A 20195-nucleotide genomic window follows, 5' to 3' on the forward strand; every position below is an offset into this window, starting at 1 on the left:
GCCTTCCCACCATGCCGGTCGTCGCTGGCCGGCTCCAGGAGACGAACGTGAACAACAAGAAACGTCCCTTTTTCCTCATTGCCATGCTGCTGACGGCGTTCTCGGGCGCCCACGCCGCAGCACCATCGCCGCAGGAGGCCCGGGCCATCGCCAGGGAGGCCTATATCTACGGCTTCCCATTGGTGGACAACTACCGGGTGCAGTACACCTATTTCCAGGACCGCCAGCATCCGGAATTCAAGGCACCCTGGAACACTCTGCACAACACCGCGCGCATCTACACCCCGGAAGACAAGGCATACCCGACGCCCAATGCCGATACTCCGTACTCCCAGCTCGGCGCCGACTTGCGCCGCGAGCCGCTGGTACTGACCCTGCCGGTAATCGAGGACGGGCGCTACTACTCGGCGCAGTTCGTCGATGCCTACACCTACAACTTCGGCTACGTCGGCAGCCGCACCACCGGCAATGGTGGTGGGCGCTTTCTGCTCGCCGGTCCGGACTGGGACGGCGCTGTACCGCCGGGCATCGATCGCGTATTCCGCTCGGAAACCGAGTTCGCTTTCGTCTTCTATCGCACCCAGCTCAAGGGGACTGACGACCTGGAAAATGTCAAGCAGGTCCAGGCGGGTTACAAGGTGCAGACGCTCTCGGCGTTCCTTGGTCAGCCTGCGCCGCCTGCCGTACCGCCGGTGGACTTCCGTGTGCCGCTCAGCGCCGAGGCGGAGCGCAGCAGTCTCGAGTTCTTCGAGCAGCTCAACTTCGTGCTCGGGTACTGCCCGACTCATCCATCCGAGAAGGCTCTGATGGCCCGCTTCGCCAGGCTGGGGATAGGTTCGGGCCAGCATTTCGATGCGGACAATCTGCCGGCGGACTTGCGCGAGGCGATCAAAGCAGGCATGGCCGACGCCTGGCGCGATTTCGAAGCCCTGGGCCAGCGCGTGGCGCGCGGCGAGGTCGCCACCAGCAACTTCCTCGGCAGCCGCGCCTTCCTGGGCGACAACTATCTTTATCGGATGCGGGCGACCGTCACTGGGCTGTACGGCAACGACAAGGAAGAAACCCTCTATCCGCCGTTCTACCTCGACAGCAGCGGCGAAAAGCTGGATGCCTCGCGCCATCGCTACACCTTGCGCTTCGCTCCCGGCCAACTGCCGCCGGTCAACGCCTTCTGGTCGCTGACGATGTACGACTCGGCTCGCCTACTGGTAGCCAACCCGCTGAATCGCTACCTGATCAACTCGGCGATGCTGCCAACGCTGCAGCACGATGCCGATGGCGGCCTGACCCTTTACATCCAGCACCAGCCGCCGGCTGGACCGCTGCAGGCGAACTGGCTACCCGCTCCCGATGGGCCGTTCTACATCGCCGGTCGGCTCTACTGGCCCAGGCCTGCAGCGCTCGACGGCCACTGGCAGGCTCCCCGCGTGCAACGCATTGACTGAATACAACAACAAGGAAACCGCAATGTCCGCATTCAAGGCCACTTTCCTGGTCCTGGCGGTCGCCACTGCCCAGGCGCCCGCGCTGGCCGCCGAAACGACGGTGACCATCGACAACTTCACCCGTGCCGAATCGACGCGCTTCTTCGATCTGACCGTCAAACGCGGCGGTTTTGGCCAGTTCGTGCACAACGCCGCACTGGTACCGATCGACAGCCAGGTGATTGTCCGCCCTAACCGCGACACGCTGTATTCTTCGGCGGTGTTCGACCTCGACGCCGGCCCGGTGAGCATCACGCTGCCCGATGCCGGCAAGCGCTACTTCTCGCTGGTTGCCTATAGCCAGGACCAGTACACCTCACCGATGGGCTACGGCGCTGGCACCTATCGCTTCGATCGTCAGCAGGTCGGCACGCGCTATGTGCTCGTCGGTATCCGTACTCTGGTCGACCCCACCGATGCCAGTGACCTGCAGGCTGCCCATGCGCTGCAGCAGCAGGTACGGGTGAGCCAACCGGGAGGGCCCGGACGCTATGAGGAGACCTCGTGGGATACAGCCAGTCAGCAACGTGTTCGCACTGCGTTGTTAGGCCTGGCGGCGACCTTGCCGGATTCGCGCGGCATGTTCGGCGCGCGCGGTCAGGTCGATCCGCTGCGGCACCTGATCGGCAGTGCCTCGGCCTGGGGCGGTAACCCGGAGCGCGATGCGCTGTACCTGAATGTCACGCCGGAGCGAAATGACGGCACCACGCGCTACGGGCTGACGGTCGGACGGGTACCGGTGGATGCCTTCTGGTCGATCAGTGTGTACAACGCCGCAGGCTACTTCCAGGCCAACCCGCAGAACGCCTACACCCTGAACAACCTCACGGCCAAGCGCGCCGCCGATGGTTCGGTGCAGGTGCTGTTTGGCGGTTGCGATGGCAAGCAGGCGAACTGCCTGCCGATCACTCCGGGCTGGAACTACATGGTGCGTCTGTATCGTCCCCAGGCCGAGTTGCTGGACGGCAGCTGGAAGTTCCCCGAGGCGAAGCCGTTGCCTTGATCTGCAAACCTGAAGCGGGGCCCGCCGGGCCCCGCTCTCCAGGTGCGGCGCTGACTCAGCGCAGACCATCGTTGCGCAAGGCAGCGGGGGTGTAGTCGAACGCCTTGGCGGTGAACCCGTACTGGGTATTGCGCGGCTCCTCGTTGCGCAGGCCCACCACCATATAGCGTCCGGACTGCAGGTCATACAGCGTTTCCGCCGCTGCGTAGGAAGCCTGCTGGTCGTAGCGATAGAGAATATGCCCTTCACCGACGCGCCAGAGCTGGCCGCGGCCGTCGTAGCGATCTTCTTCGACGATCTGCCAGGTGTCTTCGTCGAGGTAGAAGTGCCGCTGTGAGTAGAGATGTCGGGCGCCGGGCTTGAGCGTGGCGACTACCTCCCAGACCCGGTGCAGCTCATAGCGCGTATGGTCCTGGTTGATGTGTCCGGCCTTGACGATGTCGTCGTATTTCAGCTGCGGCGACTCCAGGCGGTAGCTGTTGTAGGGAATGTACATCTCCTTCTTGCCAACGAGTTTCCAGTCGTAGCGGTCCGGCGCGCCGTTGAACATATCCAGGTCATCGGAAGTGCGCAGGCCGTCCGAGGCCGTGCCCGGGCCGTCATACGCCAGCTGTGGCGCGCGTCTTACTCGGCGCTGGCCAGCGTTATAGACCCAGGCCAGGCGCGGCTCCTTCACCTGGTCGATGGTTTCATGCACCACTGCCACGGTGCCGGCCAGGCGTGCCGGCGCGGTGACCCACTGCTTGTAGTAGTAGAGAAGGTTGTCCGCTTCGTCCTTGGGCAGGCCGGAAATCTGTGGCGGGAAGACCTGCTCCTCCTCGAAACGCACCGGGGTGAAACCGCCGTTTTCCTGGGGAGTTGCCTGGATGTAGCTGCGTTTGAAGCTGCCGCCCAGGTAGCGGGTGACGTGGTTCCATACCACCTCGACGCCGTTCTTCGGGATCGGGAAGGCGTAGTAGCCCGTGCTGGAGAATTCGGCCAGACCGTTGCCATCATTGATCGACTGGGTCTTGAGCGCGCTCTGCTTGGCCAGGGCTGCGATCTGCTGGGGAACCGCGGCACTGCGGTGGGTCGGATACACAGGGATCCGGTAGCTGTCCGGGTAGCGCTTGAGCATCGCCAACTGGCCGACGCTGAGCTTGTCCTTGTACTGCTCGGCGTTCGCAGCGGTGATGACGAAAAGCGGCTTTTCAGCGGCGAAAGGATCACTGAGGAAGCCGCCGGCATCCACTTGCCCCGCGCTCTTCGGCAGGCCGCCGGTCCAGGCGGGAATGCTGCCTTCGGCATTGCCTTCCTTTTGCGCGCCAATCGGCGTCAGCTTGGTGCCCAATAGTTCGGCTTCCTGAGGGCTGACGGCTGCCGTCACGCTACTGGCCAACAGTGAGAGTGCGACTGCGAGGGCGCCGGTTTGCATCAGTTTGCGGTTTTTCATGCTGCTCGTTTTCCTATTCAGAAGTTAACGCCGAAGCTCAGCGAGACGAAATCGCGGTCGACGTTGGTGTTGAAGTCGCCGCCGAAGAAATTGGTGTAAGCCAGGCTGGCGGTGTAGGTGCTGCGGTAGTCCGCGTCGACGCCGACGCTGATGGCTTTCGAGCCCTCGTTAAACACCGGGCCGTAGCCATGCACGTCGTGACTCCAGCCCAGATTGGGCTTGAGGTTGATGCCGGCGAAGACGTCGCTGTAGTCGAGTTGGGCGCTGACCGTGTAGCCCCAGGAGGTCGCGCTGTAGTAACCGTGGCGCGAGTTGGTGACATCGCCGTACACCGAGTCCCGGCCGTAGCGCTGGCGGTCCAGGGATTCCAGGCCACCGATATGGGTGATGGCCGCCTCGCCAACCAGCACCAGGGACTCCGCGCCAAGCATGGGGTCGAAGATGTGCAGCAGGGTGCTCTGCAGCTGGGTCACTTCCTTGCGCTTGTAGCCTTCGTTGACCTGACCTTCGACGCTCGGAACGGTGGGCTCCGCGGCGGCTCCGGTCAGTGCGGTGTAGACCGGGTTGAGTACCGCAGCGCCGACGTCGGTGCCGTTGATGTCGACGGGAGCGTTGGGGCGGTAGCTGATCTCGCCGCTCCAGGCCGTGCCGGTGGGCAGGGTGGTGGCGAAGCTGGCACCGAACAGGTGGATGTCTTCTGGGTAGGTCAGGTAATAGCTGCTGTTGCCCAGGGTGCTGGCGATGGCCAGCTCGCCGCTGGGATCGGCGGCGAGCAGGGCATCGAGCTGGCCGACCACGCCCTTGGCTGTGCGGGTGTTGGCGAAGGGAATCCGCGAATGGTAGTTGAGGTAATAGACGCCGTACTCCGCGCCATCGTCGAGCCAGTGCATGGCCAGGCCATACTGGCCGCTGTCGCCGGGCTCGCGGTTCTTCTCCCGCGGCACGTAGACGCCTTCGCGACCGTTGACGCCGAAGCCCAGGCCAAGGGCGGCCGCCTGGGCTTCGAGCGCCTCTGCATCGGCGAAGCCCACGGTCATGTTGGTATTGCAGCCCTTGGCGACTACATCGCTGCCGAAGAAGGTGCCGCAGTTGTCGAAGGCGTAGGGCTTCCACTGCAACTGGTAGAAGCCCTCCACGCTCACCTTTTCGTTCACGCTCTGCGAGACATACAGCGCGTTGACCGGAATCAGCCCTTCCTTGAGTTCCGCGCCGGGGCGGCGCAAGGCGGCGACATCCAGCGGGTTGATGGCATTGATCGAGTTGCCATAGAAAGTGCTTTCGCCCCAGCTGATGACCTGCTTGCCCAGGCGCACGTTACCTGGCCGCTCCGCCAGCTCGTATTTCTGCGAAACGTAGGCGTCGAGGAACTCGGCACCGGAGGATCGCGAGGCCATCTCGCGGCCGTGGTCGCTGATTTCCTTGAAAGGATGGTTCTCATCCTTCAGCTGGAAGTCGTACCAGTACTTGCCGCGCAAGAAGAAGCTGGTGTCGTCGTAGGTGAGCTGCAGGTCGTGCACGCCCTTGAAGATTTTCGAGAAGGCGTCGCCCTTGCTGAAATTCAGGCGCCCGTCATCACCGGTGGACGAGTGACCGGTTCCGCCGTTGCTCACGTCGATCAGTTTCTTGTCGGGGCTGGCCGTCGACCAGCTCTCGCCGATGGACAGACTCGAGTCGAACTGGCCCTTGATCTCGCCCAGCGTGAAGGCGGCTGCGCCGGCCTGGCCGGCCGCGGCGAGGGAGACCGCGCCGGCCAGCAGGCAACGGGTGAAGGTGTTGGCGTGCATTGATTGTTTTCCTTGTTGTCATGCCATACGGGTGAGGAAGTGCAGGTAAAGGCTCAGTGCTGTTGCTGGAGGAAACACAGCAGGGCCTGGCGATCGGCTGGATTACGGATGCCGCCGAAGGCCATTGCCGTACCGGGGTAGAGTCGGGCGGGGCTGCTCAGCCACTGGTCGAGGCGTTCCAGCGACCAGTCGGTACCGGCCGAGGCCAGGTCGGCCGAATAGGTGTAACCGGCAACCGAACCGACTCGCCGGCCGACCACGCCGGAAAGGTGCGGGCCCACGCGGTCCTCGCCGAGGGCATGGCAGGCGCTGCACTTGTTTTCGAAGACCCGCTGGCCGGGGGTGGCATCGCAGTTGGCGGCCTGCGCAAGGTCAGCCAGGAGCAGTGCTCCCGCGAACAGACTGGTCAGAGCCAGTGGTGAAAGGTTTCTGGGCATTGTCATCAGGGCTCTGCGCGCCTTGGCGCGCGACAGGAGGTTCAGGGGAGTGCGGCGCTGTGAACGCCGTTGCCTGAAAAATCGCAGTTCCGGTGCCCGGGTGGATCGCTGAAGCACGCCACCGTCTTGTCATTGGGTGCCAATTTGCGGAGGCGACGTGCAGGCAAAAAAAGACCGGGCAAAGCCCGGCCCAAAGGAGCAGCACCTTCTCGGTTCAGCGGGGAGGCTGATAGGGATCAGGACTGCCGGGGGGAATCGGCGGGTACTGCTTGAGGCTGGCATTGAGCGCGCCGATCATTTTCATTACCGGGTGAGCGACCCAGGAATTGGTGGCGGCGACGTTGTGCTCTTCGCGCAGGTCAGTCAGCAGATTGATGATCTTGGGTACTGGCAGCTGCTGAGGCGGGTCGTACATGTTTTCCTGCCAGATGAAATGGACCTTCCAGTTGCGCCACTTCACCGCGTACAAACGCTCGCCCACATAGGCCGGAACACTGTCACGCGCGGAGTGCGGTTGCTGCCCGGTGAGGAAGGGCAGTTGGTCGACCCCATCGATCGGGCGGTCACTGGGCAGCTCGGCGCCTGCTGCATGCCCCAGGGTGGTGAACAGGTCGGATATCTGCACGATGTCGTTGCTGACCATGCCAATGGGCGCCTTGCCAGGCCAGCGGAGGATGAAAGGTGCGCGCAGCGAGGCCTCCATGGCAGTGAAGTAGGTGCCGCGCCAGGGACCGTTGGCGCCTTCCCACGGGCTGGTCGCCTCGCCACCGTTGTCGCTGGTGAAGATCACCAGCGTGTTGTCGGCCACACCGGCCTCGCGCAGCGCATCAAGGATGCGTCCGGTGTTGTCGTCCATCTCCGCCAGACCATCGGCCCAGGAGCCATTACCGGTGCGCCCTTCGAAAGCCGGATTGGGCATGACCGGCATGTGTACGAGTGAGTAGGGGATGTAAGCGAAGAACGGCTTGCCTACTTTGGCGTTGCGCTGGATGAAGTCGGTTGCCCGGCGGGTGATCTCAGCATCCAGGGTGCGTCGTGTCTGCAAGGTCAGCTCTGCCACTTTCTTCGCTGGCTCGCCCGCACGCGCCTCGTAGATGTATTGCGGTGGCACCAGCGACGGGCTCCATCCCTGCTGGCTGCCAATGGCCGGCGTCAGCCCCTCCATGTGATCGGAGCCGGACCACATCGCTTCATCGTAGGTGCGCGGCACGCCGTACCATTCGTCGAAGCCCTGGTGTGTCGGGAAGCGCGCTTCGCTGCTGCCCAGATGCCATTTTCCCCAGATACCGGTGGCGTAGCCACGCCTGGACAGGACTTCGGCGAGGGTTACCTCCCACAGGGTGAGCCCATCCGGCGCTCCGCCCGAGGGGATGCGAGAGGTACCGGAGCGAATCGGATAGCGGCCGGTCATCAGGGCCGAGCGCGACGGTGTGCACTGCGCCTCGACGTTGAAGTTGGTCAGGCGCACCCCCTCTGCAGCGAGCTGGTCGATCCGCGGAGTCGCTGCACCGCGCAGGACGCCACCGCCATAAGCGCCGAGCTCGCCATAGCCGAGGTTGTCCATCAGGATCAGCACGATGTTCGGCTTGTCGGTGGACGAAGCGAGTGCCCAGGGGCAGATCAGCGTGCAGACGAACAGGCACAGCAGCGACTGGCGGGTCATGGCGTTCCTCGGGATGGCTTGCCGGATGAGGCCAAACGATCCCAGAACGGGGGGTATGCATATCGTCCTTGCGTGTCAGCATATTGTCCTTGCACGCCAATCGACGAAGTGCCACTGCTCTTTATCCGGGCGTGAGAGACAATGAAATGACAGCGAGGAACTGCCTCGCACTGGCCATGACAAGAACAACAACGAGCGACGCCTCATGTCTCGATTGAAACACACCATCTACGCCGAGGCCTTGCTGCAGACCCACGCGGCGATGTTTCGGCCTTTTCTCGCAGCGGCAGGGCTGGGGGAGGGCGTGCTCGACCACCCCGAGCGGCAGATTCCGCTGAGCAACTACGTGCAGCTGCTGGAAATCGCCGCCAGTGAGCTGGACCCCGCGCTGGGCCTCAAACTCGGTCTGGGCCATTTCAACACCACGCCTAACGCGACGTTGTTGGGCGGTTTCGGTCATGCGATCCGCGCGGCCGCCAACGTGCGTGCGATGCTCGACTTCGCGGAGCGCTACCTGGTCGTGCATGCGCAGGCCAACGAAGTGAGCTGGTCGACACTCGGCGAGCACCTGGCAATCCGCTACCGGATCAGCGACCCGAGCATCACCCAACGCCGGCAGGACGCCGAATATGCCTTCGGCGCGCTCTACAACCGGATACGCGAGGTCACGGGCGGCAAGTACGAGGTGTGCCGCGTCGATTTTGCCCACGAGCAACCGGACGACATCAGCGAGCACCTGCGGTCGTTCCCCTGCCAGGTGCGTTTCGGCCAGCCGGATAACCTCATGCTGTGGCCTGCGGCAATGCTCGACGAGCCGCTGCTGAGCGCCGACCCCCGGCTGTTCCAGGCCTTGCAGCCGGGCCTGGAAGAGGCCCGCCGGCAGCGCCTGGCTGATACTGACCTGACCGCTCGGTTGGGACTGGCGATAGAGACGTGCCTGGGAAGTGGCATCAACCTGGATGACATCGCCGGCCAGCTGTGCATGAGCAAGCGCACCCTGCAACGTCGCCTGCGCGAGCTTGATCTGGAGTTCAACGATCTGGTGGAAGAGATTCGCCAGGCCCTGGCTGTGGACCTGGTGCGTCGCTCCCCGGCCAACCTCACGGAAATTGCCACGCGGCTGGGTTACAACGAGTCCAGCTCCTTCACCCGCGCATTTCGCCGCTGGACCGGCTTCACGCCGCGGGAATTCCGCCAGCAGGCCGCACGCGGTTGAGTTCCCAGTGATCGCCTTGTACAGGCGATCACCGGGCGTGCCTCAGCCGAGCAGCTTGTGCGCCCGCAGCGCCGCTTTGCCACCGGCGGCAATGGCGCCATCGATGAAGCCGCGCCAGCCTTCGCCATGGTCGCCCTGGCCGAACAGCACGCGGCCGCGATCCTGCTGGAAGTGGTCGTAGTACTTGCCGAACCACTTGGGCTTGTAGCTGCAGTAAGTGCCGAGGGAGTAGGGGTCGAGGGTCCATTCGTAGCCGTAGCACTCTTCAACCTGCATGCCAGGGAAGAAACCATCGACGACTTTCTGCACCGCGTCGCGGTCCTGGATATCGAGCTTTTCCGGGTCGCTGCCGAAACCGACGAAAATCGTGTGGTCCTCGGCCTTGGCATAGGTCACCAGCAGGCTCAGCGGCTGGTGCGAGTCAGCGATGCCGAGCATCTTGCCTTCCACCGGCAGCTTGCCACGGGTCTTGATGAAGACTTTCACACCACTACCGGAGTGACGTTCCTTGGCGGCCTCCACCAGCGCCGGGTCCAAGGCAGGGGAGAAGCCAATACGCGGCAGAACGTTCATCGGCACGGCCACGATGACCGCACCGGCACTCAGGGTTTCACCCTGCTGCGTGGTGATCAGCACGCGGTCGCCCTTGTCCTCGACGTGCTTTACCGGGGTGGACAAGCGGACCTCGGGCTTACCTTCCTCGAGCATGGCGTTGATCAGGCTGATCGTGCCGTCCTTGAAGCTGTAGTGCCCCAGCGAATCGATGAACAGCGACAGGTCCCAGCCGGGCAGAGACCACCAGCGCAGGGCATCGACATAGGAGGCCTTGTCGCTGGAGGTATGGGCGGCGCCGCCGACATAGGCATCGACGATGGTGCGCTGCAGCGGGGTGAGCTTGAGCGCGTCGTAGCGGTCGGCCGCGGTCATGGCATCGGCGGCGCTGATCGCCTCCCAGGTGTGGGCGGCATCGTACGGCCGCTCCCACATGCGCCGGCCTTCGGCAAAGTAGGCCTGAACCGCCTCGGCGACGGTCACCAGGTCTGCGCCCTTGAGTTCAACGCCCTGGCCTTCGTGCTGGACGTAGATGACCTGTTTGTCTTCAACGAAAGGCTCAGGCGTTTCCTTGAGCTGCAACCCGTAGCGCTGCACTTCGCTCCAGACGAAAGGCTGCGTCCAGTGGATCCAGGTACCGCCGAGCTCGATGTGGTGCCCGGCGAACTGGCTGCTGAAGGTTCTTCCGCCGAGACGGTTACGGGCTTCCAGCAGCAGAGTGCGGTAGCCCTGCTTGCGGCTGTCGCGCGCGGCGGTAACGCCGGCAAAACCGCCACCAATGACGATAACGTCGTAGTCGCAGTCCTTGGCACGCAGCGGGCGCGCAGTGTCCTGCGTCGCTGCTAGCGTGGCGTTCGCGCCAAGTGCCGCCACTGCTCCGGCAGCGCTGACCACTCCAGCGTTACGGATGAAGGAGCGGCGACTGACGCCAGTGGGTTGCTCGTCTTGCGGAATATCGTGCATTGCAGGCCTCGTTGTCATATAGGGGGCGCCTTGCAGGCGCCGTGACGAAACGATGGCAGTTGAGGGGCGTGGGCATATCGCTCGAAGGCGCCAGGCTTTTGCCTTCCGGCGCCAACCCTGCTTCGAGCCTCGTCAGAGCGAACCGACCAGTTGCCCGCCGTCCACGGCAATCACCTCACCGCTCATGTAGGCGCCGGCCTCGCTGGCCAGCAGAAGGAACGGGCCTTCCAGTTCCGCCAACTGGCCCAGGCGGCGCAGCGGTACGGCGTTGCGGATGTAGGCCTGGCCTTGTTCGCTGTCGAAGTAGGTATCGTTCATCTCGGTCTTGAAATAGCCCGGTGCGAGAGCGTTGACGCGTATGCCGTGGCGCGCCAATTCCAGTGCCAGAGACTTCGTCAGTTGCACCACGCCGGCCTTGGCCGCGCAGTAGTGGCTGTAGCCCGTCCCGACACGCAGGCCGAGCATCGAAGCGATGTTGACGATACTGCCCGATACGCCTGCACGCACCATGCGCTGGGCGGCGCACTGTGCCACGCGCCAGACGCCATCGAGGTTGGTGGCGAGCATCGCGCGCCAGTCTTCCTCGCTGATCTCCAGGGCGCGCTGGCCATTGCCGATACCGGCGTTGTTGAGCACCACGTCGACCACACCGAAAGCCTTCTCGGCAGCGGTGAAGGCTGACTCGACGCTTTCCCGGCAGGTGACGTCCATGGCGACCGCGATGGCACGCCCTCCCTCCCAGCCCAGGTCGGCAGCCAGATGTTCGAGGCGATCAATGCGCCGCGCCGCGAGTACTACACGGGCACCAGCCTGGCTGGCGACTCGCGCCAGGTGCGCGCCGATACCGCTGGAGGCACCGGTGACCAGCACGGTCCTGCCAGCCAGAGAGAACAGATCATCCCGCATCACAGCACCTCGAACAGGCCGGCCGCACCCATGCCGCCACCGACGCACATGGTCACCACTACGTACTTCACCCCACGGCGTTTTCCTTCGAGCAGGGCGTGCCCAACCATGCGAGCGCCACTCATGCCGTAGGGGTGGCCGAGGGCGATGGCGCCGCCATTGACGTTCAGGTTTGCGTTGTCGATGCCCAGCCTGTCGCGGCAATACAGCACCTGGCAGGCGAAGGCTTCGTTCAGCTCCCACAGGCCGATCTCGTCGACTTTCAGGCCGTGCTGCCTGAGCAGTTTCGGCACCGCGAGCACGGGGCCGATTCCCATTTCCTCCGGCGCCAGGCCGGCCACCGCGATGCCCCGATAGATGCCCAGCGGCTGCAGGTTACGTTGCTCGGCCAGGCGCGCATCCATCAGCACGCACGCACTGGCGCCATCAGACAACTGGCTGGCGTTGCCGGCGGTGATGCTGCCATTCTCGATCACCGGCCTGAGGCCCTGGAGATCGTCCAGGGTGGTCTGTGGGCGATTGCCTTCGTCACGCCGCAGCTCCATCTGTTCCAGGCTGGTGACGCCGCTGGCCTTGTCAACGACCTGGCGAGTCACGCTGACCGGGACAATCTCGCCTTCGAACAGGCCGGCCGCCTGGGCGGTGGCCGTGCGCTGCTGGGATTGCAGCGCATACTCGTCCTGCGCCTCACGGCTGATGTTGTAGCGCAGCGCGACCAGCTCCGCGGTGTTGAGCATCGGCATGTAGGCACATGGCTCATGCTGCAGTACCTGGTTGTCATGGAACTCGCCGACCCATTGCATGTGGCGGTTCTGCACCAGGGAAATGTGCTCCTGGCCGGCGCCGATGGTGACCTGCATGCCATCCACCATGATCTGCTTGGCAGCGGTCGCGATGGCCATGAGGCCCGAAGCGCACTGGCGGTCGAGGGTCTGGCCGCTGACCGACAGGGGCATCCCGGAAGCCAGCGCACTCATGCGCCCCAGGTTCCAGCCAGCAGTGCCGGCAGGCATGCCCGTCCCCAGCACAAGATCTTCGATTTCGCCGGCATCGATACCGGCACGTTCGACGGCCGCACGGATGGCGAAGGCGGTCATGGTCGGTGCTGTGGTGGCGTTGAATGCCCCGCGAAATGCCTTGGCGATAGGCGTGCGGGCAGTGGAGAGAATCACGGCTTCTTTCATGGGCTGATCCTGAGGCGAAGGGGCGACGGCCGCCCAAGGCGGCCGTGCAGTCAGATTTTCTCGATGCGGGTCTTGCCGGCTGCAACCAGGCGCTCCAGCAGCGGCGCAGGCTGGAACCAGCGCTGGCCATAGGTGCCGAGGCTGTCGCGATAGCGGTGGATGCCGTCCAGCACCTTGTCCAGGCCGAGTTGCTCGGCATAGTGCAATGGCCCGCCAACCCAGGCGGGGAAACCGTAGCCGTTGGTCCACACCAGATCGATGTCGCCAGCGCGCAGGGCAATGCCTTCGTCGAGCAGCTGAATGCCCTCGTTGATCAGCATGAACAGGCAACGGTCATGGATTTCCGCATCGCCAATCAGCCTGCGCTCGACTTGCAGTTCACTTGCCAGGCGTTCAGCCAGGGCTACCACTTCATCATCGTCACGGCGCTGGCGGCCTTCGTAGAGATAAAAACCGCGGCCGGTCTTCTGTCCGTAGCGTCCCAGGGAGTAGAGCGCGTCGCCGACTCGGTAGTAGCTCGCGTCGTCGGCGAAGGCCGACCGGTTGGAGTCACGCACCAGGAAATTCACGTCGATCCCGGCCAGGTCGGTCATCGTCAGCGCGCCCATGTTCAGCCCGAGGTCGGTGAGAACGCCGTCCACCCGCGCCGGCGTCGCGCCTTCGAGTACCAGCCGGTGTGCCTCGCGGTTGTAAGGTTCGAGCATGCGGTTGCCGATGAAGCCGAAGCACACTCCGGAGACTACCGCCACCTTGCCAATGCGCTTGGCCAGCCGGAGTGTGGTCGCCAATACATCGGGCGCGGTTTCACGGGCGCGCACCACCTCCAGCAGCCGCATCACGTTGGCCGGACTGAAGAAGTGCAGGCCGATCACGTCCTGCGGTCGGCGCGTCACCGCGGCGATGGCATCGACATCGAGACTGGAGGTATTGCTGGCGAGAATTGCGCCGGGCTTACATACCTCGTCAAGAGTGCGGAACACCTGCTGCTTGATCTCGAGCTTCTCGAACACTGCCTCGATCACCAGGTCGGCATCGGCGATATCGGCGTAGTCCAACGTGCCGACGAGCAGTTGCATGCGTTGCTCCAACTGTTCGGCATTCAGCTTGCCACGCGAGACGCTGCTCTCGTAATTGCGGCGAACGTTGGCCAGGCCGCGCTCGAGAGCTTCAGACTTCTGCTCGAGGACCACGACGGGAATGCCGGCGTTGGCAAAGTTCATCGCGATGCCGCCACCCATGGTGCCGGCGCCGATCACCGCGACCTTGGCGACTGGCCTCAGGGCGATATCCTCGGCGATACCGGGAATCCGACCTGCCTCGCGCTCGGCGAAGAATAGGTGCCGCAGAGCTGCCGATTGCGCGGAGTCCTCGGCCTGCTTGAACAGTGCCAGCTCTCGCTCCAGCCCTGCCTGCAACGGCAGAACGCAAGCGGCTTCCACCGCGGCAAGCACCAGGCGCGGTGCCAGGCGGTTCTTCCAACGCGGTTCATGGGTTTGCCGGTACTGCTGGAAAAAGTCCTCCGCCACGCTCGCGGCAGGCTCGGCGAAGGGTGTCTGCCGGCGGGCCGGGGCCAGGTCGCCCAGCAGATCAAGGGCAAAGGCGCGAGCGGCTTCGACCAGTGTGTCGGCACTGGCGGCGAGTCGATCCAGCAAGCCCAGTTCCAGAGCCCGGTTGGCGTCGATTGGCAGGCCGGAAATCATCATGTCCAATGCTGGCGCGACGCCGATCAGACGCGGTAGACGCTGGGTTCCCCCAGCGCCGGGCAGCAAGCCCAGGCTGATTTCCGGAAGGCCCAGGCGCAGTGAGGGTTCGCCGATCCGGTAGCCGCAGGCGAGGGCGAGTTCCAGTCCGCCTCCCAGTGCCAGGCCGGACAACGCGGCAATCAGCGGCTTGTCCAACTGGGTGAGGCGACTCAGCAGATCGGGCAACGAGGGCGCAGCGAACGACGCCGCGCTGCCGAACTCGCTGATGTCTGCGCCCGCGCTGAACAGTTTGCCGTCGCCATGCAAAATGATCGCGCGCACGCTCGCATCGCTTGCGGCACGCTGGCAGGCATCGAGGACAGCGGCGCGTAATGTCTGGCCGAGGGCGTTGACTGGCGGGCGGGCGAGTGTGATGAGGGCCAGGCCGTCCTCGACCTGATAGCGGATCAATGAATTCATCGTGGCTCCGGGAAGTGGTGATAGGGAAGGGGACTCAGAACCAGGCGTCACGCATGTCCAGGCTCACGCGATTGCCGGCCAGCAGCAGGCGTGACTGGGCTTCCAGTGGTGCCAGTTCCCAGTCCATGAAGTAGCGCGCCGCCTGCAGCTTGCCCTGGTAGAAATCGACCTCAGGGCCCTGTGCGCCGGCAGCGAGCGCGCGGCTGGCGAGCAGCGCCATGCGCAGCCATAGCCAGCCGACGATCACTCGACCGAACAGGTCGAGGTAGACGGTGGCGTTGGCCAGCCCGTGCCGGGCGTCTTCGGCAACTTGTGCCTGCAGTTCGCGGGTGACGTCTTCGAGATGCTGCAAGGCCTCGCCCAGCTGTGCCGCCAGGGGCGCACAGACAGCGTCGGTGGCCGCATCGGCCAGGGTGGCGAAGGCGCGATCGAGGAACAGCCGGTAACCGTCGCCGCCGCGCGGGCCAAGCTTGCGCCCGAGCAGGTCGATGCCCTGGATCCCCTCTGTGCCTTCATGAATGGGATTCAGGCGGTTGTCGCGGTACAGCTGCTCCAGCGGATATTCGCGGGTATAGCCGGCACCGCCCAGTACCTGGATGCCGATATCAGAGGCCTGGGTGGCGTAACGCGAAGGCCAGGACTTGACCATCGGCGTCAGCAGATCCAGCAACTCGCCAGCGTCGCTGCGCGCCTTCGTGCACGGCGCGGTATGCGCGTCTTCCACCAGGCTGCTGGCGTACAGGCACAGCGCAAGACTGCCCTCGGCATAGACCTTCTGCTGCAATAGCATGCGGCGCACGTCGGCGTGCTCGATGATACGGACCTGGGGAGCGTTTTCTGCCCTGGCACCGGGCAGGCGCCCCTGTGGTCGCTCACGGGCATAATCCAGGGCATGGTTGAAGCTCTGGTAGCCGAGGCTGGCGGCGGCCAGCGCCACGCCGATGCGCGCCTCGTTCATCATCTGGAACATGTAGCCCAGGCCCTGGTTGGCCTCGCCGACCATATAGCCGACGGCGCCTTCGCCTTCACCGAAATTGAGCACCGTCGAGGTGGTGTTGCGGTTGCCCATCTTGTGCAGCAGGCCAGCCAGCGCCACATCGTTGCGTGCGCCCAGGCTGCCGTCGGGGTTGACCAGCAGCTTCGGCACCAGGAACAGCGAGATGCCCTTGGCGCCGGCCGGCGCGCCGTCGATGCGGGCCAGGACCATGTGGACGATGTTCTGGGTCAGGTCGTGGTCGCCGCCGGAGATGAACATCTTCTGCCCGAACACGCGGTAGGTCCCGTCACCAACCGGACGCGCGGTGGTGCGCAGGTCGCCTAGCGCAGAACCTTGCCCAGGCTCCGTCAGCGCCATGGTGCCGCTGAACCGGCCATCGAGTAGCGGCGGCAGGAATCGCTGGCGCAACTCGTCGGCGGCGAAGCTCTTCACCAGGTTGCCAACGCCGATGGTGAGAAAGGCGTAGGCGGTGGTTCCCACGTTGGCAGCATTGAAATAGGCCATGCAGGCTCGCAACAGCACTTCCGGCAACTGCAGGCCGCCATCGGTGGCGTCATGGTGCGCGGCGCCAAAGCCGGCGGCTGCGAAGGAGTCCCAGGCTCTGCGGGTGTCTTCCAGCAGGTGTACCCGTTGCCCGTCGAAGGTCGGCTCCTCGGCGTCGGCGCTCTGGTAATGCGGGGCAAAGTACTCGAGCGCGATGGTCCGCGCGGTGTCCAGCGTGGCGCGGAATACTTCGATGTCATGCTCGGCGTAACGGGGGCGTTGCAGCAGCGCCTGGCTGTCTAGCAGCTCGTACAGCAGGAATTCTATATCGCGTTCGTTGAGCAGTCCGGCGGCCATGGCGTCCTCGTCCAGAGTCGCCCGCAGACTCCGTGATGGAAGAGCGGGCGGTGATGGACGAAGTGAAACGCGAACATGCCGGTCCTCACACCCCCAAGGGTGGCCTTGCAGCCCCTCCCATTGTGAGGGGAGGGGGGCTGCTAGCTGGCGACCGGAGAGACTGTCGCGCTAGTGGTAATTCCAGGACCTTGAGGTGTTTATTGGTGAACCAGTCTGTGTGCCCGTCAATGCGCGCACCGTCCTGCATTAGCACGCGCTGACTGTTTTTGATACGAGCGTCGGCTATGGGAGCAGAAGGTGCCTCGCTCAGAAGTCTGCTACCGACCCAAAGCGGACATCTACATAACTTGATGCTTGGGTTAAGCATCCGGTTGCGCCTACTGCGCAGGGTCGATGTTTTCGTCCTCCCCCGGGCGAAAACCGTCATTCAGGGCTCACAGAGCCGAACAGCTCGCCACCTGTTCCCGCAACCACCTCAAACTCGGATCGGCATCGAATCGTGAATGCCAGTAGGCCATCAACTCGGGGACGGGGAATTCGATCGGTGGCTCATGGCAAGTGAGCCCGAAAGACGCCGCGAAAGCCTCGGCAATGGGGGCTGGGAGATTGCAGATGTATCCCGTCTGTGCGGCAATCACCGGCATCGCCATGAAGTTCTGCACCAGCACGCCAATGCGTCGCGCGAGGCCTTTGGCTCGCAGTGCCTGGTCGATGATGTTGTCATCGCGCTGATGCACTTCGATCATCACCTGCGGCCTTTGGAGGTAGAGGTCGAGAGGGAAGGGGCCTGGCGGGAGGCCTTCGCGCTGCCAGATCAGTGTGAGCAGAGAGACGGTAGTGACCAGCTCGTTGCGCAGCCCGGCACCGAACGTCATCGGCGTGCTGAGGACCAGATCGATCTCGCCACTTTCCAGTGACGCCGCCACGCTGCTGTTGGGCGGAAGTGGAACCACCTCGATCATGACACCGGGCGCCTCGCGGGCGATGGCCTGAATCAGCTTCGGCAGGATTAGGAACTCCACGAAGTCGCCGGAGGCGATGCGGAACTTGCGCTTCATCGAGGCCGGCACGAAGGGGCCGGAACCCTCCAGTGCTTCATCGAGTCGAGACAGCGCATCTCGTACCGGGCCGATCAGTTCGGTGGCGCGTGCAGTCGGCACCAGGCCTCCACGCCCGATCACGAACAGCTCGTCACCGAGCCGCTCGCGCAAGCGGCGCAGCGCATGGCTGACAGCCGACTGACTGAGCGAAAGGCGCTCGCTTGCTCGGGTGACGCTCTGGGTATCCCACAGTGTGGCGAAGACCACCAGCAGGTTCAGGTCGAGCGTTCTTGTATTAATTTTGTGCATTCAATGGATGCTACATATTCACTTCCTTCATCGCAAAGGCTTTGCTGTAGTGGGGCTTCACTTCCTCTGCGTGAGAGTCCCAATGAATAACAAGAAGCCCTTGCAGATGGGTTGGTTCATCCCGACCATCGGTGACACCACGGCCTTCAGTGATCCGAGCAAAAGTATCCCCCAGTCTCTCGAACACTTCGAGAATGTAGCCTTGGCTGCCGAGCAGGCAGGGTTCGATTACGTGCTGGTCCCTGTTACTCCATTCTGCTGGGACGCTTGGGTTACCGCCTCGTTCATCATCGCTCGCACCCGCAAGCTCAAGGCCCTGGTCGCTGTGAAGCCCGGCTTCATCCATCCGGTGGCGCAGGCAAAGATGTTCGCAACCTTCGACCAACTCTCTCAGGGGCGCATCTATATCAACCTGATCGCGGGTCTTAGTGAGAAGGACGCTTATGCGGAGGGGCAGATTGCTTCGAAGGAGGAGCGATACGAGCAACTCGAAGAGGAAGTCGAGCTAATGAAGCGCCTTTGGACGGAAGAGGGCGTTGAATACAACGGTAAGTACCATCAGGCGCACGGCCCGAAAGTCATACCGGCGCCTTTCCAGCGGCCTCATCCGCCGTTCTTCCTCGGTGGTGGTTCGGAGCACGCCGCGGAGATTTCGGCGAAACACTCCGCCGTTCACCTTTTCTGGGGCGATTACCCGGAACGTATCGCTGAGCAGATCAAGGAAATGCGCAACCGCGCAGCCAAGTACGGCCGCGGTGATGACATCGAGTTCGCCATGCGCCTGCAGATCATTTGCCGGGAAACGGAAGAGGAGGCATGGGCCGCGGCGGATACGCTGGTCAACGGCGCGGATGCGGGCTGGGTCGAGCAGGTGAAGACCATGATGGCCGAGTCCGTTGCCAACCAGAGGATGAAGGAGCTCTCCAGAACCGTCGGCCGCAAGATGACACCGCACCTCTGGACGGGCATCACCGAAGTGCGCCCCGGAGCCGGAATCGCTGTTGTGGGCAATCCACAGCAGGTCGCCGATCAGCTCATGGCATTCGTCGATGCAGGCTGCAGCGGTTTCTGTCTCTCCGGCTATCCGCACCACGAAGAGGCTGAACGTTTCGGACACCTGGTCATGCCACTGCTGCGTCGCTGATCCACGTACCACCCCAATAACAAGAATCAGCTTCCGGCCAGCGCCGGAAGCGTTGGAGCCCTTGACGATGCCAATCTCGACCATCGATCCCAAGCAATTCCGCCAGGCGCTCGGCGCCTTCACTACCGGCGTGACCATCGTGACCACATGCGGCCCTGATGGGCTGGACTATGGGTTGACCGCCAACAGCTTCAACTCGGTTTCGATCGATCCTCCCATGGTCTTGTGGAGTATCAACAAGGACTCGTCATCGGCGTCCGCCTTTACCCAGAGCTCGCATTTCGCGGTACACATCCTGGCGACCGATCAGGAGCCGCTTTCCAACCGTTTCGCCAGGAGCGGCACCGACAAGTTCGTCGACCTGGAGTTGCAGCGTGGCGTGAAGCATGTGCCCTTGCTCGACGGTTGTTCCGCGCGCTTCCAATGCAAGACCGCCTATCAGTATGAAGGTGGCGATCACATTATTCTGGTAGGCGAGGTACTGGCATTCGATCGTTTCGACAAGGCACCACTGGTGTTTCAAAGCGGAGGATATCGACGACTGGTGCCTCCTGCTCCTCGTGAAGAAGCAAGCGTCAACTACGGCGAAAACTGGTTGGGGTTCCTCCTCGGTCGAGCCTATTACCAGCTGCAATTGCCGATCCGCCAGCATCTGAGGGCACAGGGCATGCTGGAGGGCGACTTCGAGCTGCTGGGCTTCCTGACCTTCAGCGAAGGACGTCTCCTGGATGAGCTGCGAGCCTTGGTCGAGTTCACCGGCAAGGCCCTGGATGAGGAGCGCCTGGAGAGCTGGCTGCAGGAGGGTCTGCTTTGCCTGCAGGAGGGGCGCGTCATGTTTACCGACAAAGGGCGCCAGTTAGCTATCCAGTGGTTGGCCCAGGCCAAGTCGGCGGAGATAAGGGCCCTGGAGGCGCTCTCCCTCGACGAGTCACAGCAGCTCAAATCGCTGATCGAGCGCGTGATCCGGCAAACAGGAAGCGAACTGCCGCCTCATTGGCGCAAGGAAAACATCTGGCGGGACAACAACCTCTGGCAGCAGACCAGCGCCGCTCAGTCTGCTGGCTAATGCGGCGCCGTGC

15 protein-coding genes are annotated in these 20195 nt (G+C 63.6%); 5 read left to right on the forward strand and 10 right to left on the reverse strand.

Annotation, left to right across the window (positions count from 1 at the left end):
• Positions 1-47: 47 nt before the first annotated feature.
• Together JVX91_RS19655 and JVX91_RS19660 are read left to right on the forward strand one after the other, a co-directional pair.
• The gene (locus tag JVX91_RS19655; RefSeq protein ID WP_240201627.1) at positions 48-1445 is read left to right on the forward strand and encodes a DUF1254 domain-containing protein; all 1398 of its coding nucleotides are present in this window, start codon (positions 48-50) and stop codon (positions 1443-1445) included.
• A 22-nt stretch (positions 1446-1467) separates the two neighbouring features.
• Entirely contained in the window at positions 1468-2487 is a 1020-nt protein-coding gene (locus JVX91_RS19660) for a DUF1254 domain-containing protein (RefSeq protein WP_205335841.1), read from the forward strand.
• A 55-nt stretch (positions 2488-2542) separates the two neighbouring features.
• Here JVX91_RS19660 and JVX91_RS19665 read toward each other — a convergent pair whose 3' ends face one another.
• The 4 genes from JVX91_RS19665 to JVX91_RS19680 all read right to left on the reverse strand — a co-directional run bounded on the left by JVX91_RS19665 (position 2543) and on the right by JVX91_RS19680 (position 7803).
• On the reverse strand, positions 2543-3919 hold the full coding sequence (locus JVX91_RS19665) for a DUF1329 domain-containing protein (RefSeq protein ID WP_205335842.1): 1377 nt from the start codon (positions 3917-3919) through the stop codon (positions 2543-2545).
• Between the two features lie 17 nt (positions 3920-3936).
• Entirely contained in the window at positions 3937-5703 is a 1767-nt protein-coding gene (locus JVX91_RS19670) for a DUF1302 domain-containing protein (RefSeq protein WP_138526252.1), read from the reverse strand.
• Positions 5704-5756: 53 nt separating this feature from the next.
• The gene (locus JVX91_RS19675) at positions 5757-6146 is read right to left on the reverse strand and encodes a c-type cytochrome (RefSeq protein ID WP_240201628.1); all 390 of its coding nucleotides are present in this window, start codon (positions 6144-6146) and stop codon (positions 5757-5759) included.
• A gap of 208 nt (positions 6147-6354) precedes the next feature.
• Positions 6355-7803 (reverse strand): arylsulfatase, encoded by a 1449-nt coding sequence (locus JVX91_RS19680; RefSeq protein ID WP_205335843.1) that lies wholly within the window; start codon positions 7801-7803, stop codon positions 6355-6357.
• A 205-nt stretch (positions 7804-8008) separates the two neighbouring features.
• Between JVX91_RS19680 and JVX91_RS19685 the strand changes: the two genes are divergently transcribed.
• Positions 8009-9019: an AraC family transcriptional regulator gene (locus tag JVX91_RS19685; protein WP_138526254.1), complete on the forward strand. Its 1011-nt coding sequence runs from the start codon at positions 8009-8011 to the stop codon at positions 9017-9019.
• 42 nt (positions 9020-9061) lie between these two features.
• Here JVX91_RS19685 and JVX91_RS19690 read toward each other — a convergent pair whose 3' ends face one another.
• The 6 genes from JVX91_RS19690 to JVX91_RS19715 form a co-directional block, all read right to left on the reverse strand.
• Positions 9062-10534: an NAD(P)/FAD-dependent oxidoreductase gene (locus JVX91_RS19690; RefSeq protein ID WP_138526255.1), complete on the reverse strand. Its 1473-nt coding sequence runs from the start codon at positions 10532-10534 to the stop codon at positions 9062-9064.
• Between the two features lie 132 nt (positions 10535-10666).
• A complete protein-coding gene (locus JVX91_RS19695) occupies positions 10667-11440 on the reverse strand; it encodes an SDR family NAD(P)-dependent oxidoreductase (protein WP_138526256.1) in 774 nt (257 codons plus the stop codon).
• Positions 11440-12624, reverse strand: coding sequence for an acetyl-CoA C-acyltransferase (locus JVX91_RS19700; RefSeq protein WP_205335844.1), 1185 nt, complete (start codon positions 12622-12624; stop codon positions 11440-11442). The genes JVX91_RS19695 and JVX91_RS19700 overlap by 1 nt, the downstream gene beginning before the upstream one ends.
• 50 nt (positions 12625-12674) lie before the next feature.
• Positions 12675-14786, reverse strand: a complete 2112-nt coding sequence (locus JVX91_RS19705; protein ID WP_205335845.1) for a 3-hydroxyacyl-CoA dehydrogenase NAD-binding domain-containing protein — start codon at positions 14784-14786, stop codon at positions 12675-12677.
• Between the two features lie 34 nt (positions 14787-14820).
• On the reverse strand, positions 14821-16623 hold the full coding sequence (locus JVX91_RS19710) for an acyl-CoA dehydrogenase (protein ID WP_205335846.1): 1803 nt from the start codon (positions 16621-16623) through the stop codon (positions 14821-14823).
• A 434-nt stretch (positions 16624-17057) separates the two neighbouring features.
• Positions 17058-17972, reverse strand: coding sequence for a LysR family transcriptional regulator (locus JVX91_RS19715; RefSeq protein WP_205335847.1), 915 nt, complete (start codon positions 17970-17972; stop codon positions 17058-17060).
• Between the two features lie 82 nt (positions 17973-18054).
• On the opposite strand from JVX91_RS19715, the gene JVX91_RS19720 reads away from it, so the two are divergent.
• Both JVX91_RS19720 and JVX91_RS29035 read left to right on the forward strand, forming a co-directional pair.
• The gene (locus JVX91_RS19720; RefSeq protein ID WP_205335848.1) at positions 18055-19116 is read left to right on the forward strand and encodes an LLM class flavin-dependent oxidoreductase; all 1062 of its coding nucleotides are present in this window, start codon (positions 18055-18057) and stop codon (positions 19114-19116) included.
• Between the two features lie 67 nt (positions 19117-19183).
• A complete protein-coding gene (locus tag JVX91_RS29035) occupies positions 19184-20182 on the forward strand; it encodes a flavin reductase family protein (RefSeq protein WP_240201629.1) in 999 nt (332 codons plus the stop codon).
• Positions 20183-20195: the final 13 nt, after the last annotated feature.

Origin of the sequence: Pseudomonas sp. PDNC002 (assembly GCF_016919445.1) — a bacterium.
Lineage (GTDB): Bacteria > Pseudomonadota > Gammaproteobacteria > Pseudomonadales > Pseudomonadaceae > Pseudomonas.

What these genes read in the sequence shown, in the direction of transcription:
- JVX91_RS19660 (WP_205335841.1), top strand. Translation starts at nt 1,468, where the DNA reads ATGTCCGCATTCAAGGCCACTTTCCTGGTCCTGGCGGTCGCCACTGCC.
- JVX91_RS19665 (WP_205335842.1), bottom strand. Translation starts at nt 3,919, where the DNA reads ATGAAAAACCGCAAACTGATGCAAACCGGCGCCCTCGCAGTCGCACTC.
- JVX91_RS19670 (WP_138526252.1), bottom strand. Translation starts at nt 5,703, where the DNA reads ATGCACGCCAACACCTTCACCCGTTGCCTGCTGGCCGGCGCGGTCTCC.
- JVX91_RS19675 (WP_240201628.1), bottom strand. Translation starts at nt 6,146, where the DNA reads ATGACAATGCCCAGAAACCTTTCACCACTGGCTCTGACCAGTCTGTTC.
- JVX91_RS19680 (WP_205335843.1), bottom strand. Translation starts at nt 7,803, where the DNA reads ATGACCCGCCAGTCGCTGCTGTGCCTGTTCGTCTGCACGCTGATCTGC.
- JVX91_RS19685 (WP_138526254.1), top strand. Translation starts at nt 8,009, where the DNA reads ATGTCTCGATTGAAACACACCATCTACGCCGAGGCCTTGCTGCAGACC.
- JVX91_RS19690 (WP_138526255.1), bottom strand. Translation starts at nt 10,534, where the DNA reads ATGCACGATATTCCGCAAGACGAGCAACCCACTGGCGTCAGTCGCCGC.
- JVX91_RS19695 (WP_138526256.1), bottom strand. Translation starts at nt 11,440, where the DNA reads ATGCGGGATGATCTGTTCTCTCTGGCTGGCAGGACCGTGCTGGTCACC.
- JVX91_RS19700 (WP_205335844.1), bottom strand. Translation starts at nt 12,624, where the DNA reads ATGAAAGAAGCCGTGATTCTCTCCACTGCCCGCACGCCTATCGCCAAG.
- JVX91_RS19705 (WP_205335845.1), bottom strand. Translation starts at nt 14,786, where the DNA reads ATGAATTCATTGATCCGCTATCAGGTCGAGGACGGCCTGGCCCTCATC.
- JVX91_RS19710 (WP_205335846.1), bottom strand. Translation starts at nt 16,623, where the DNA reads ATGGCCGCCGGACTGCTCAACGAACGCGATATAGAATTCCTGCTGTAC.
- JVX91_RS19715 (WP_205335847.1), bottom strand. Translation starts at nt 17,972, where the DNA reads ATGCACAAAATTAATACAAGAACGCTCGACCTGAACCTGCTGGTGGTC.
- JVX91_RS19720 (WP_205335848.1), top strand. Translation starts at nt 18,055, where the DNA reads ATGAATAACAAGAAGCCCTTGCAGATGGGTTGGTTCATCCCGACCATC.
- JVX91_RS29035 (WP_240201629.1), top strand. Translation starts at nt 19,184, where the DNA reads ATGCCAATCTCGACCATCGATCCCAAGCAATTCCGCCAGGCGCTCGGC.